Here is a 13995-nt window from a genome sequence, read left to right on the forward strand (position 1 = left end):
TGAATAAATGTGAAATATAGACGAGATAAGGGGTTTGGCGGCCTGTTTGACCAAGCAGCTGCAAGATTTTCAAGCTGGTGGCTCAAAAACCTTGTATCTTAACCAGCGATCGCCCCTACTTTTTCAGCCAACCCATAATTAATCAGGGTAAGAGCATCTCAATTAGGCTTGACAAAAGGCTTTCAGCACAGCCATCATATAGTCATTATCCATGGCCGCCCGTTTACTTTTTTGTGCCAGACCACGTCGGTAAGTAGATTCCTGGTTAAGAGCGTTAAGTGCTACTCGTCTCAAGAAGGCTCCCATTACGAGGGCTGTGACCGGAGCGAATCCGAGATTTATCTTCATTAAAAGTAACATCTAAAATCCAATGAGCCTGATTTTCAATGCCCCAATGTTTACGAATAGCATTACCTATTTTTTGAGCATCAGCGGGGAGAGAACTGAGATAAAATTGGACTTCACAAGTGGTTTTATTCCAAAGATGACGAACTCGTTTAACCATGATAATACTTTGAAGTCCTTGCCATTGAGCCTGTTGATAAAGACCGCCGAAAGCTTCTAAGGGTACAGCCCAACACCAACGTTTTTCGAGGCGATGATGACCTTTTTCCAGACGGTAATCATAACTAAATTGAATACCATCAAATTGATGTGCTTGAGCTTGCTCAAACCAGTTTTTGACCTGAGTATAAAGAGTCGGATGATTAGCTTTAAGGGCGACAACGTAGTCAGCTTTTTTGGCTTGAATATGATTAATAATCGCCGTTTGAGTTCCCAGAGCATCAAGGGTGATAATTGCCCCTTGAAGGTCTAACAGTTCTAGTAAAGCGGGAATAGCAGTAATCTCATTGGATTTATCTTCCACCTTGACTTGTCCTAAAACTAATTTCTGCTCCCCCGCCCAAGCCGTCACTAAATGCAAGGCTTTAATTCCTTGATTACGGTCGTAAGAACCTCTGAGACTTTTCCCGTCTATGGGAACTATTTCCCCCGAAAGAGAACCGATTAAATGGGGCAGCCATTGAGACAAAACTTTGGCCAAAACTTCCGGGTTAATCCGTTCAAAAACCCGCCGAAAAGTATCATCAGAAGGAATGCCATTAGGTAATTCTAAAAACTCAGATAACCAAGACTGCTTACTGAGTCCATAATTTTCCATGTCTTCCCAACCTTCGGCTCCTGCTATAACGGCTAAAATAGCAATGACTAAAATATCAGTTAATAAATGTTTTTGGGTTCGGGACACTCTCGGGTCAGGAATATCTTGAAGATAAGTCAATAAACTAGCTTGAATTTCATTGATTGATGTTAAAGGAAGCTCAGGTTTTAGTTGAGCTTTATTTCCGGTGGGGAGAACGGGAGCAAAACCTTTACCCATGAGCTATTTCCTCATTAATTTTCATCAACAACAGTGAGACTAAGGCTAATTATAAATTATACAGAGGTAGCAGCGGCTAAGTCTGGGTACTGGCAGTGCGGGACGGTGCTATGGCGATTTGATTGCCCTATTCAGAAATCTTTGTCAACTACAATGATTAGCCGACAATGAATCGCCGATAGCTGATAGCAGGCGTTGGGTTTCATACTTCAACCCAGCCACTTAACTGCTGTAAATCCGACAGCAAGCTGACTCAGCAATTTAAGCGAAAATTCTGCCATTCTCTAGAATGCCATTCCGGGTTAATCTGGGTTTTGTGACAATTTATGGCTAAATTTTAAGAGGCAGTATGGAACGCACTTTCTTAATGATTAAACCCGACGGTGTACAACGCAATCTGGTGGGGGAAATTATTCAACGCTTTGAAGCTAAAGGTTTTACGCTGGTTGGGTTGAAAATGATGCAGGTTTCTAGCGAATTAGCGGAAAAACACTACGCTGTTCATAAAGAAAGACCTTTTTTCCCTTCGTTGGTCGATTTTATTACTTCCTCCCCCGTGGTGGCTATGGTTTGGCAAGGAGAAGGAGTAATTGCCTCCGCTAGAAAAATTATTGGCGCCACTAATCCCCTCAATGCCGAACCTGGTACGATTCGCGGTGATTTTGGTATTAGTGTCGGACGCAATCTTATCCATGGTTCCGATGGTCCAGATACCGCCAAAGATGAAGTTAGTCTCTGGTTTAGCGATGCAGAATTGGCTAATTGGACTCCCTCCATCACTCCCTGGGTCGTAGAGTAAATCCCTTTGAAGCAGTCAGGAGTCAGGAGATAGGAGTCAGTATTCTCCGAGTCAGCTTTTTTCTCCCTTCTCCCTTCTCCCCTCTCTGCAATAACTACTGCTGCATACTTTGTGCTTTTTGTCAAAAAAACTTTTTTTTTGCAACAAAACTACACAAAAAAAAGATCATCGTTGTGGGTGAAATTGACTGATTTACCTGTCTGAATTAGGATCACTCTCTAGGTGTGGCAAGGGTTTCAACCATTGCTGCCTAAGAAAGCACAAAATACCCCATTATGAAATTCAGTAAAATCGCTGTAACCATGATAACATCGTTGTCAAATAAAAATCTTTCTCAATTAATTCTTAAGAATTTGTAAATATTGCGAAATGTTAATTTAAATATTCTCAAGTTTTTGGAGTCAATAAATAACTTTTGCTTATCTTTGTCTAACATTGAGTTAGGAGATAGGAGTCAGGAGATAGGAGATTATTTTATTTATTCTCCCCACACCCCACACCCCACACCCTACACCCCACACCCTACACCCTACACCCTACACCCTACACCCCACACCCCACACCCCACACCCCACACCCCACTTCCCCAATGGCCAATCAAGGTTGGATTTATCGAGATAAAATTAGCAAAAATCAGGCAGGATTAAGCCTATTAGCCTACTATGCGGGCAAATATCCCCATTCTAGCCCAGAAGAATGGCTCGATCGCATTTTATCAGCAGCAATTCTCGTCAACGGTCGTCCCGCTTACCCCGATACAGTCTTAGAAATCGGGCAGCAATTGACCTATCAGCGCCCGCCTTGGACAGAACCGGATGTACCGCTCTTTTTTGAGGTACTCTACGAGGATACCGAGGTGTTAGTGGTGGCGAAACCTTCGGGATTACCCGTGTTAGCGGGGGGTGGATTTCTCGAACATACTCTCATCCATTTGGTACATCAGCATTATGCCGAGGTCACTCCCTATCCAATTCATCGTCTTGGTCGCGGCACTTCTGGCATAGTCTTAATGGCGAAATCAAAGCCCGCTAGAGCTAAATTGAGTCAACAGATGCGAGAGGGGAAAATTACCAAAATATATCGAGCTTTAGTTGGTCAGGGCGACATACCGGATAATTTTAGTATTAATCAAGCGATCGGGAAAATCGCCCATCCCATTTTAGGCTACGTTTACGGTGCGCTCACAGATGGGTTATCGGCCCGCAGTGATGGTCGAGTCTTAAAAAAACATCCCGATAGTACACTATTAGAAGTAGAAATTTTTACGGGCAGACCCCATCAAATTCGCATTCATCTGGCCTTTTTTGGCTATCCCTTAATCGGTGATCCCTTGTATGGTCTGGGGGGATTACCGCGACCGGATGCAGTGCCAGGAGATTGTGGTTATTATCTCCATGCCAATCAAATCGTTTTTAATCATCCCAGTACAGGGGAAAGAATCTCTATTTGTTGTCCAGCGCCGCCGGAATCAGTTATCAGTTATCAGTTCACCGAGAAAACTCCCCACATCCTACACCCCACACCCTACACCCCACACCCTACACCCCACACCCTGCCACCACCGAAAAACTTTTTGCCGCAGACCCTATTTAAAACTCCCCAAGCTCGATCGCCAGCGATCACTAAAAGACTACTTCGGTAATCACACCCTGAATCGCCCCGAACCGAGAGCGAGAACCTAAGACAATTCGATACAATATTGTCAACAAGCATTAAGCGATTTAAACTATCGATCGAAGGTAAAAGTCCCGAAGTTATCGAAATCTAGGGGGAGACAAAAACAAGCATGGGTAGAGTAGTAGGCATTGATCTAGGGACAACTAACTCCGTCGTCGCCGTGATGGAAGGCGGAAAGCCAGTGGTCATCGCCAACTCGGAGGGCATGAGAACCACCCCTTCTGTGGTCGGTTTTAATAAAGATGGCGAGTTAGTCGTCGGTCAAATGGCCCGGCGACAAGGGGTACTCAATCCCCAAAACACCTACTATGCAATCAAACGCTACATAGGTCGTCGCTACTCGGAATTAAACCCCGAATCGAAGCGCGTCCCCTACACCATCCGCCGGGATGAGATGGGCAATATCAAGATTAAATGCCCCCGTCTGCAAAAAGAATTCGCCCCCGAAGAAATTTCCGCCCTAGTTTTACGCCGATTAGCCGAAGAAGCCAGCCGTTATCTAGGGGAAGAAGTCACCGGGGCCGTCATCACCGTCCCCGCCTATTTTAATGACTCCCAACGTCAAGCCACCCGGGATGCGGGCCGAATTGCGGGGTTAGAAGTGATGAGGATTCTCAACGAACCCACCGCCGCTGCCCTAGCCTACGGTCTCGATGAACAGGAAAGCAAGAAAATCCTCGTTTTTGACCTGGGAGGCGGTACTTTTGATGTTTCTATCCTGGAAGTGGGTGACGGCGTTTTTGAGGTGAAAGCCACCAGTGGCGACACCCAATTAGGCGGTAATGATTTCGATAAAAGAATCGTCGATTGGTTAGCCAATCAATTTTTGGAACAGGAAGGCGTGGAGCTGCGCCAAGACCGGCAAGCACTACAAAGACTGACAGAAGCGGCAGAAAAAGCCAAAATTGAACTATCTGGGGTCAGCGTCACCGATATTAATCTACCCTTTATCATCGCCACGGAAGACGGACCCAAACACATCGAAACTCGCCTGAGTCGGGCCCAATTTGAGGAATTATGCGGCGATTTAATCAGTCGTCTCCGTCGTCCTCTCAAACGGGCCCTTTCCGATGCCGGTTTGTCCCCCGTCCAACTAGACGAAGTGGTACTGGTGGGCGGCGGCACGCGGATGCCGGTGGTGAAGGATTTAGTGGGGAGTTTTATCGATAGGGAACCCAATCAAAATGTTAACCCTGATGAGGTTGTAGCGGTCGGGGCGGCTATTCAAGCGGGAATTTTGGGCGGCGAGGTCAAAGACGTGCTGCTCCTCGATGTGACCCCTTTATCCTTGGGTTTAGAAACCATCGGCGGTGTGATGAAAAAGTTAATCCCCCGCAATACCACTATTCCCGTCCGCAGATCTGACCTTTTTTCCACTTCCGAAAATAATCAAACTGTGGTGGAAATTCATGTTTTGCAGGGGGAAAGGGAAATGGCCAGCGATAATAAATCCCTGGGACGTTTTAAATTAACCGGTATCCCCCCCGCACCCCGGGGCATTCCCCAAGTGCAGGTGTCCCTCGATATCGATGCTAACGGCATTCTACAAGTCACCGCTAGGGATAAAATGACCGGACGGGAGCAAAGTGTCACCATTCAAGGCGCTTCTACCCTCAGCGAAGGGGAAATTAACCGCATGATCGGTGATGCTGCCCGATTTGCCGAAGCAGATCGTACCCGTCGCGAAAAGGTGGATAAACGCAATCGCGCCCGCTCTCTGGTGGATCAAGCCCAACGACGCTTAAAAGATGTTACTCTCGATTTTGGTAATGAGTTCACCCGTTCCTATCGTCGTCAAATTGAGTCTTTGAGTACGGAAATTATCGACGCTTTGGAGAAAAATGATGACCGTCGCATCGATCGCGCCCAGGCAGACCTACAGGATGTTATCTATGAATTAAATCGCGAGGTACGCCTACAATACGACGAGGAAGACGAGGGCTTTTTTAGCGCTATTCGCAAGACTTTTACTGGAGATAAGGAAGATGATCTTCCCTCCGAACCGCGTCGCGATCGTTATCGTCAGGATTATCGTCCCAGTACACCGGGTTATCAAAGTGATTATCGACCCAATTATTCGGCTAATCAAGATAGTTATCGCCCCCGCAATCAGGACAATTACTATAATGGCCGCGATAGCGATTGGCAAAGTCCCCCCCCTTCGGAGGAAAAAAGTTATAACAATAGTAAAAGTACCCGCAGCAGCGGCAATCGTTCCCGCAATATTCCCCCCCAAAATAACTGGGATGATGACGATGATGATTGGTTTTAATCAGTGATCAGTAAACAGTGATCAGTAATCAGTAAAAAGACAGTGGGAAACTACTATTTAATACTGCTCGCTTAATACATACTGCTCACTTAAAACTCAAATCTGATAACTGATAACTGATAACTGATAACTGATAACTGAATATATGCCACAATTAGTTAATTATTATGATGTTTTAGGAGTATCTCGCACGGCTACTGGTGACGAGATAAAAAAGGCTTTTCGACGACTGGCGCGTCAATATCATCCTGATGTTAATCCGGGGGATAAATCGGCCGAAGAAAAGTTTAAAGATATTAATGAAGCTTATGATGTTCTCTCCGATGAAGAAAAACGGGTTGAGTATAATCGTTCCTTGACGGGGATTAAGCGCCGCGGGATACGTCCGGGGGAAAAAGCCAATAGTAACGGGAATGGAAAAATACCCCGTACAGAACAGGATTTATGGAAGTTTAGAGATTTTAATAACCTTAATACTAAGCGCGCTAAAATTGCCTCCTCTCCCCGTTTAACTCGTCGAGATGTGGAGGCAAAATTGACTTTACCTTTGGAGAAAGCCTATCAAGGTGGCCGACAAAGAATTCGTCTGGAAGATGGTAGATCAATAGAGGTTGATATGCCAGCATCTATGATCGATGGGCAGAAAATTCGTCTCAAAGGTCAGGGTATTGAAGGGGGTGATTTATATTTAAAAATAACTATCGCTAGGCATCATTTTTTTAGGATTCAAGGTTCTGATATTGTCTGTCAAGTACCAATTACTCCTAGCGAGGCAATTGTGGGCGGTTTTGTGGAAATTCCCACCATTGACGGGTTAGTTAAAATGATGATTCCTAAGGGAGTTAAAAGCGGTCAAAGATTACGTTTGGCTAATAAAGGTTATCCCACTTCCCAAGGAGAAAGGGGCGATCAATTAGTGGAAATTATCTTAGTTAATCCTCCCAATCCTAGCCCAGAAGAATTAGAACTTTATCAAAAAATACGGGCGATCGAAACTTTTAATCCTCGTCAAGGTTTATAAAGATTATGCTAGGTGGGTTACGGCAAATTGGAAATTTTTTGTCAAAAACATAACTTGTTCTTGCCTAACCCACCCTACACCTAACCCTTAATTCCTGTCTTTTTATGATCAATATAATTGACACAATTAAACCTTTTTATCCTCTAGCTTTCAAGGCTATTCGGGGCAATTTAGAAGGAACACAAAAACAATTATTAAATACTCTGCAAAAAATCGATCGCTCGCGGGGGGAATTTTGGGGACAATGGCTAATCTCACAATTATCAGAATCCCTCAGTTTTAGCGATTCTCGCCTATCGCAAAGCCTCTGGGGGTTAAATTTCCCCAATCCCGTCGGATTGGCGGCAGGATTCGATAAAGACGGTTTAGGGGCAGGACTTTGGCATAATTTCGGCTTTGGTTTTGCCGAGGTGGGTGCTGTCACCCTAGAAGGGCAACCGGGCAACCCAAAACCGAGATTATTTCGTTTACCGGAAGATTTGGCGGGATTAAACCGTATGGGGGCAAATAACCTCGGTGCGCCGGTTCTAGCGGCAACTCTCCAACAATCTTGGCAACGACAACCCCGACAGATTCCCATCGGTATTAACCTCTGTAAATCGAAAAATACGCCCCTAGAAAAGGCCCCGGAGGACTATTTAGGCAGTTTTCGCTATTTATTCCCCCATGCTGATTATTTTGTCGTTAATGTTAGTTCTCCCAATACTCCCGGTTTGCGTTCCCTGCAAAGTGGGGAACAACTCGATAAAATCCTCGACATTTTACAAACAGAAAATCAAGGCAGAAAACCCCTATTAGTGAAAATTTCTCCCGATTTAGAATGGGAAGATATCATAATAATTATTGACCTAGCTTTCTCCTATCAATTAGCTGGAATTGTCGCTACTAATACCACCACTAAACGCACGGGATTAAAAACCACAATTCTGCCCGAAACCGGTAAACCAATCACTGAAGAAGCAGGGGGAATTAGTGGGCAACCTTTGCGGGAACGTTCCACAGAAGTGATCCGTTTTATCTATCAGCAAACCCAAGGCAATTTACCAATAATTGGAGTGGGAGGCATTTTTTCTCTCGATGATGCTTGGGAAAAAATTACCGCCGGTGCGAGTTTATTACAGATTTATACCGGTTGGTTATATCGAGGACCATGGCTAGTATCAAATATTTTACAAGGATTAACAGAAAAACTAGAGGTCAATGGGTTGACTAACATTAATCAAGCGGTGGGGTTGAAATCTGACTAAGGATGAGCCAATTTTCTCTGGTAATTAGCAATAATTTCGGAAAAATTAGCTGAAATGTTGTCTGTCACCTTTGGGGATAAGATAAGATAATTAGGATAACTACAATAGGACTAATCTAGAGACTACAACCGCAGACAAATCGATCGCCAAGTATGGAACTTTTTAACCAAACCACAATTCTATGTCAAAAAAATCATTTTTACCCGGTTGTTTAGTCGTCCTAGGACTAACAGCAGTAACCGCAGGAGGTGTCTATCTTTATCTACGAGGACAGCTACCTTGGCAAAGATTCACCCCCTTGCAATCGGCAAAAGTTATCCCAGAAACTGCCTTTGCTAGTAGTTTTGTCTCCACGGATGCAAAAGCTTGGTCAGTGTTAGCTAAATATGGTACACCAGAATCGCGAACTGCGGTTAGTCAGGGACTAGAAGAATTACAAAAAAATATCTTCACTGATAAGATTGATTATCAACGGGATATCGAACCTTGGATCGGTAGTATTAGCTTTGCTTTTCTTCCCGCAGCTACCCCCGGACAATCGGAATTATTAACGGTTATCGGGATCAAAGATAAAATTAAAGCGTCAGAATTCCAGAAAAAACTAGGACAACAAGTTAATCGCAAAACTAGCACCAGTGACTACAAAGGTATTACAATTACTTCTATAGATTGGCAGGATAATACCACCATTTATACTGCCGTTACTGGTGATTTTTTGTTGATATCCTACGATAAAAAGGTGTTAGAAGCGGCGATCGATACCTATCAAGGACAGCCATCTTTTAGCAGTAAACCGGAAGTGAGAAAACTGCTTTCCCAATCCCTCAACCTACCCAATACCCTAGCGACAATTTATATTGATGATTATGCCAAAATCTTGGGACCAGATGCTAATTTATCTCCCCAAAGTCGGCAAGAATTAGCAAAAATTCAAGATATTGTCGCAGGAGTGGGTGTCACCGATACGGGATTACAATTACAAATGGTGGCTAAACTTGCTCCTGAAACTATTTCTAACCTACCTTCCCCTAGCAGAAATCAAGTTTTAAATTATTTACCCGGAGATACCATCGCACTTTGGAGTGGGAATAATCTTAAACAGGGATGGGAAGAAGCAGAAAAACAGTCCCAAACTAACCCAGAATTACAAGCTTTTCTGCGTCAGATCCGTGAGAATTTTCAGATGGCAACTCTTGACGCGGATAAAGAAGTTTTTAACTGGATGGATCGAGAATTTGCCTTCGGAATTATCCCTAACCAGCAAGCAGTGGGAGGGTTAGGTTTTGGGGGAATGATGATCTGGCAAACTGGCGATCATAAAGCGGCAAAAACTACCCTCGATAAGTTAAATGAATTGGTGAAAACTGTTCCCTTTATCACCATAAAAAACAGTCAAATTTCTGGCCAAGATGTGACTGAATGGAAAGCGGAAGAACAAGCTATTTTAACCTATGCTTGGCCTAATAATGATACCCTAAAAATGACCGTCGGAATTCCCTATCAACCCCAACCGAATCAACCGATTAGCAAAAGTGAGAATTTCCAAGCATCGATCGCAAATTTGCCTAAAAATAATCTCGGTTATTTCTTCATCGATGTGGAGCAAATTATCGCTAAAGCAGGGGGAATTAATAATCTTCCTGCCACGGAATTAACCCCGGAAGCAAAGGCCTTTTTAGAATCGGTACGCGGCATCGGAATTACTGCCACTATGCCTGATAAAACCACCAGTAAAATTGATGTTTTATTTTCCCTGAAACAAACTCCCTAAAAAGTAACCAACTAAATAAAGCGATCCACAGAGAATTATCTGACTATCGGCAGATTCTTGGATGGCTTTTTTTAGTCCTAAAAATACATCAGAACAAGTCTCTAGGTGAGATAATTCTGAACAAATTGAAGCCGCTAATTCCGCTAAGGTTTCAGGATTAGCACTGCTATGATCAGGAACAGGAACTAAATATAAACTATCGCCTTTTCTTAATAAAGCTTGGAATATTTCCCGATGATCTTTGGTCGATAAAATTCCCATCACCCAGATAATTTTTGGAGCCTTTAAACTATCTACATAATGCCTTAAACCAATGGCAGCAGCGGGATTATGAGCGCCATCTATTAAAATTTCTCGCTGACACCAATTAACGGTTTGTAAACGTCCTAACCAGCGAGTTTTTGCCATTCCTTCCCGCACGACTTCATCGCTAATTTGCCAACCTTGCCGACGTAAAATATTAACAACAGCGATCGCTATAGCCGAATTAGTTAATTGAAAATCTCCCGCTAAGGATAAAGGGTATTCTAAACCTTGATATTTAGCCCGATTATCGGCAATTTTTTCGGCAGCTTCTACCCATACCGTTGGACAATTTAACAGCTTGATTCTCTCCCTAACTACTCCCTGCGCTGATTCCGGTAATTGTCCGATAACTGCGGGACAATTCGCTTTTAATATCCCCGCTTTCTCCCCGGCAATATCGGCAACCGTGGGACCTAAATTTTGCCAATGTTCCCGACTAATAGAAGTGATGACAGTAACTAAAGGTTGAGCGCAAACATTAGTCGCATCCAATCTTCCTCCTAAACCCACTTCCATCACGGCAATATCCACCTTTTCCTGGGCAAAATACAGCCAAGCAGCGGCAGTAATTACCTCAAATTGAGTAGGACTTTCCTGCTGGGGATCGATAAGCGATTGTATATATTTAAGCAGGTTTTCTAAAGTCGCGGTTTCAATATTTTCGCCATTAATAGAGATTCTTTCTGTCCAATCAATTAAATGGGGAGAAATATAACGTCCGACTTTGTAACCGGCGGTACTGAGAATAGAGGATAGATAGGCACAAACTGAACCTTTGCCATTAGTTCCCGTGACATGAATAATCGGAATTTTATCTTGGGGATTGCCTAAAATCTCCAGCAGATTTTTTATTCTTTCTAAACCGAGATTGACACCAAAACGCTGAAAAGATTGCAGTAAAGAATCGATAGTCATGGTTAGCAAACTATAAATAAAGGAATCCGGCTAGGATCGATACTCCTACCGGCACTGATGACCCTTTCTGTGGGTAGTAATGTCTAAAGTTTGACTAAAATGCTCGGTTCTTTTTGGATCGGTAAAACATCAAGAGAGTCAATATTAGCGCAGTATTTTAAATCTTCTTGACAGTGGAGACGCAAGAGGCGCTGACCATGACTACAACTGTGGAACATTCCTAAAAGATCATTTTGCCATTGACGATAAAGAGCGATCGAGGCGATAACCTCATCATTACCGATCGCCATTTGCCCCGATTGTTCTTGTAGCGCATCGGCGATCGCTCCAGCACAGGCCGTATCTTCCAAAGAATAACCCCCTTCCCAACCAGAGCCAACAATCCAGACGGTTTCGGGCTGCCTATCCAATAAGTAATTAACGGCAGCTTGCCGATTGATCATGGCCGCAGTGATCACGATCGGGGATTCTTCCACTCTTTGCAGAGCGCGAGTGCCGTTAGTGGTACTGATAAACAGACGACGACCTTTCATTAAATCAGGGGTACAATCGAGGGGAGAATTGCCCAGATCGCAGCCTTCCACTTTCGCGCCGCCTCTTTCTCCTGCTCGGAGACGTTTTTCTGGTTGCCAGGTATCGCTCACCTGCATCAGGGTTTTCAGATCGCTAAAGGTTTGCACTGCTTCCGCACCGGCATTGAGGGCAGTGGCGATCGTGGTTGTCGCTCTTAAAACATCGATAACGACGGCGCAATCGGGTAGAGTATGGACGGGGGTAAGTTCGGGAGTATGATAAATGAAAACCTGCACGAGTTATACCAAGTAAAAAGTAAAAGGGGGAATAAGCTCAACATACCGCCGCTCGGCGTTGCGCTGGCAGAAGAAAGACAAGGCCGATTTTATCACGATGGATGTCAGCTAGTTAAGCTGTTCTTAATTCAAATTGCTTGTTGAGATCAGGCAAGGGGGGGCTAATCTCAGAATAAGCGGTTTAAATACGTCTTAGCTTATTACTTGAAATACCCACGCGGGGCTCTTCTGGTTTATGTGTGGAAACGAAGCCTATACTGATAGTTTCTTCGGCAAAATAGTCGTAAAAGTCCTTCTCAGTCAACATTTCACGATTCCATAAGCAAAAATTATCACACAAAGTCGAGAAGAGCCGTATAGCTGATTTTGAGTCAATAAATTTGATCGAGGATTCTCAAGTTTATCTTTTTTTAATCAAAAGAGTTAGTCATAATAACTAATCTTTAATCTTCTGCCAATATTTATTATGAATAGATTGATAAAGCCTGTTCCCAAGCCACTAAAAGCCTATCTCTCTTGAAATTGTCTGAGAGTACATCCTGTTAATTTAGCTAATTTTTCTGCTTCTTACGTCGATAAAACTATCAGTTTTTCCCAACGTTCAGCTAACCACCTCTGTCCCTCCGTTATTGAGAGAAAACCCAAACCTCTGAAAAGATTCAATCCTATGGTTGTGAGAATTGACCAATTGCTTGCCGGCTCTTCTCGACTTTGTGTGATAATTTTTGCTTATGGAATCGTGAAATGCTTATCGGGTAACACTTTTAGGACTATTTTGTCGAAGAAACTATCAGTATAGACCTCGTTTCCACACAGAAACCAGAAGAGCCGAGGTTTAAAGACTGATTCGAGCCAATTATTTTTATTAATAAACATTTTACACAATTCATACCAGGTAAGCAACAGAGCTACGCCACTACTACCGAATCATTACCGATTCCCTTTTAAATCTTCGCTATTTATAGAGGAATATGAGTAATCCGGTCTTGATAATCTTGGGCATCTCCTAATCAAGCAATGAGAATTACTTAATACTGATTAATAATTTTCTGCCGCTGCCCTTTCTGCCTTTAATTTCCGCATTTTCTCCACAAAAGCGGGGGGTTCATACTAAATCCGTTGAGTATAGGCTAGTTATACAGAGAAAAACAAACGTTCGCCTCTAGCAAGATTTACCTAATTTAAAGGTATATTAGGAACGTAGAATATCGGACAAAATATCTATAATTAAAGTTTGAGTTTTTAATGATAATGAGCCTAGTTCACGCTGAATCAGTGAAGATCGAAGTGTTACTAAATGATCAAGTCTGATGGCTGAGGATTGGCGAAGACCACTTATCATAAAATCTGGACTTTCTGGTCTCAGAATAATATCTGTACGAAGGGGATTTTCGGGAATACGACTGGTGATCAGAGCAAAGATAATGTGTTGATAGCCTCCAATTTTATTGGTTAAGCAATAAGCGGGGCGAACTTTACTGGAAGATAAATCGTCGAAGGGAAATTGAATTAAAACGATTTTACCCTTCATTGCTTACAGGTTGTCCATCGTTTAGAGTATAAATATCTTCTTCGGTATCATGCAGAAAAGCAAAGCTAGGGTTATGAGAAACGGCATCTAGCCAGTTTTTTTCGTTCAGTTCATCCTCCGACATCAAAAGAATGACGCGCACAAACCGATCTTTTTCTTGGGGAATAGGATGATCAAGTTGAATTTGCCCTTGGGTATTGAGGATACCAGTGGTTTCAATCGCACGCATAGCAAAGTCTAAAGGGAGTAACTCGATTCTAACATTA

9 protein-coding genes and 3 pseudogenes are annotated in these 13995 nt (G+C 43.3%); 6 read left to right on the plus strand and 6 right to left on the minus strand.

Annotated elements, in window-relative coordinates; translation table 11 throughout:
* Nucleotides 1-162: 162 nt before the first annotated feature.
* Nucleotides 163-1381, minus strand: a pseudogene (locus ACQY1Y_RS22085) (ISAs1 family transposase).
* Between the two features lie 349 nt (nucleotides 1382-1730).
* Between ACQY1Y_RS22085 and ndk the strand changes: the two are divergent.
* The 6 genes and pseudogenes from ndk to ACQY1Y_RS22115 all read left to right on the plus strand — a co-directional run bounded on the left by ndk (nucleotide 1731) and on the right by ACQY1Y_RS22115 (nucleotide 10168).
* On the plus strand, nucleotides 1731-2180 hold the full coding sequence (gene ndk / locus ACQY1Y_RS22090) for a nucleoside-diphosphate kinase (protein WP_042790998.1): 450 nt from the start codon (nucleotides 1731-1733) through the stop codon (nucleotides 2178-2180).
* A 589-nt stretch (nucleotides 2181-2769) separates the two neighbouring features.
* Nucleotides 2770-3654, plus strand: a pseudogene (locus ACQY1Y_RS22095) (RluA family pseudouridine synthase); the annotation flags it as partial.
* Nucleotides 3655-3966: 312 nt separating this feature from the next.
* Nucleotides 3967-6129, plus strand: coding sequence for a molecular chaperone DnaK (dnaK, locus tag ACQY1Y_RS22100; RefSeq protein ID WP_430013568.1), 2163 nt, complete (start codon nucleotides 3967-3969; stop codon nucleotides 6127-6129).
* 145 nt (nucleotides 6130-6274) lie between these two features.
* On the plus strand, nucleotides 6275-7150 hold the full coding sequence (locus ACQY1Y_RS22105) for a DnaJ C-terminal domain-containing protein (RefSeq protein ID WP_430013569.1): 876 nt from the start codon (nucleotides 6275-6277) through the stop codon (nucleotides 7148-7150).
* A gap of 104 nt (nucleotides 7151-7254) precedes the next feature.
* On the plus strand, nucleotides 7255-8397 hold the full coding sequence (locus ACQY1Y_RS22110) for a quinone-dependent dihydroorotate dehydrogenase (protein WP_002738734.1): 1143 nt from the start codon (nucleotides 7255-7257) through the stop codon (nucleotides 8395-8397).
* Between the two features lie 181 nt (nucleotides 8398-8578).
* A complete protein-coding gene (locus ACQY1Y_RS22115; RefSeq protein WP_002738841.1) occupies nucleotides 8579-10168 on the plus strand; it encodes a DUF3352 domain-containing protein in 1590 nt (529 codons plus the stop codon).
* Here ACQY1Y_RS22115 and ACQY1Y_RS22120 read toward each other — a convergent pair.
* The 5 genes and pseudogenes from ACQY1Y_RS22120 to ACQY1Y_RS22140 all read right to left on the minus strand — a co-directional run bounded on the left by ACQY1Y_RS22120 (nucleotide 10142) and on the right by ACQY1Y_RS22140 (nucleotide 13958).
* Complete coding sequence (locus tag ACQY1Y_RS22120; RefSeq protein WP_430013570.1) at nucleotides 10142-11389, minus strand: bifunctional folylpolyglutamate synthase/dihydrofolate synthase; 1248 nt, start codon at nucleotides 11387-11389, stop codon at nucleotides 10142-10144. The genes ACQY1Y_RS22115 and ACQY1Y_RS22120 overlap by 27 nt on opposite strands.
* A gap of 83 nt (nucleotides 11390-11472) precedes the next feature.
* Nucleotides 11473-12198: a 2-phosphosulfolactate phosphatase family protein gene (locus ACQY1Y_RS22125; protein ID WP_002759138.1), complete on the minus strand. Its 726-nt coding sequence runs from the start codon at nucleotides 12196-12198 to the stop codon at nucleotides 11473-11475.
* Nucleotides 12199-12765: 567 nt separating this feature from the next.
* Nucleotides 12766-12900: pseudogene (locus ACQY1Y_RS22130) on the minus strand (ISAs1 family transposase); the annotation flags it as partial.
* Between the two features lie 490 nt (nucleotides 12901-13390).
* Nucleotides 13391-13729: a type II toxin-antitoxin system PemK/MazF family toxin gene (locus tag ACQY1Y_RS22135; RefSeq protein WP_002739429.1), complete on the minus strand. Its 339-nt coding sequence runs from the start codon at nucleotides 13727-13729 to the stop codon at nucleotides 13391-13393.
* Nucleotides 13719-13958, minus strand: coding sequence for a hypothetical protein (locus tag ACQY1Y_RS22140; protein WP_002738503.1), 240 nt, complete (start codon nucleotides 13956-13958; stop codon nucleotides 13719-13721). Before ACQY1Y_RS22140 ends, ACQY1Y_RS22135 begins: the two co-directional genes overlap by 11 nt.
* Between the last annotated feature and the right edge of the window lie 37 nt (nucleotides 13959-13995).

It is taken from the genome of Microcystis ichthyoblabe FBCC-A1114 (genome assembly GCF_050500245.1).
Lineage (GTDB): Bacteria > Cyanobacteriota > Cyanobacteriia > Cyanobacteriales > Microcystaceae > Microcystis > Microcystis ichthyoblabe_A.

Coding starts and splice junctions, on each gene's coding strand:
- ndk (WP_042790998.1), top strand. CDS start 1,731: ATGGAACGCACTTTCTTAATGATTAAACCCGACGGTGTACAACGCAAT.
- dnaK (WP_430013568.1), top strand. CDS start 3,967: ATGGGTAGAGTAGTAGGCATTGATCTAGGGACAACTAACTCCGTCGTC.
- ACQY1Y_RS22105 (WP_430013569.1), top strand. CDS start 6,275: ATGCCACAATTAGTTAATTATTATGATGTTTTAGGAGTATCTCGCACG.
- ACQY1Y_RS22110 (WP_002738734.1), top strand. CDS start 7,255: ATGATCAATATAATTGACACAATTAAACCTTTTTATCCTCTAGCTTTC.
- ACQY1Y_RS22115 (WP_002738841.1), top strand. CDS start 8,579: ATGTCAAAAAAATCATTTTTACCCGGTTGTTTAGTCGTCCTAGGACTA.
- ACQY1Y_RS22120 (WP_430013570.1), bottom strand. CDS start 11,389: ATGACTATCGATTCTTTACTGCAATCTTTTCAGCGTTTTGGTGTCAAT.
- ACQY1Y_RS22135 (WP_002739429.1), bottom strand. CDS start 13,729: ATGAAGGGTAAAATCGTTTTAATTCAATTTCCCTTCGACGATTTATCT.
- ACQY1Y_RS22140 (WP_002738503.1), bottom strand. CDS start 13,958: ATGCGTGCGATTGAAACCACTGGTATCCTCAATACCCAAGGGCAAATT.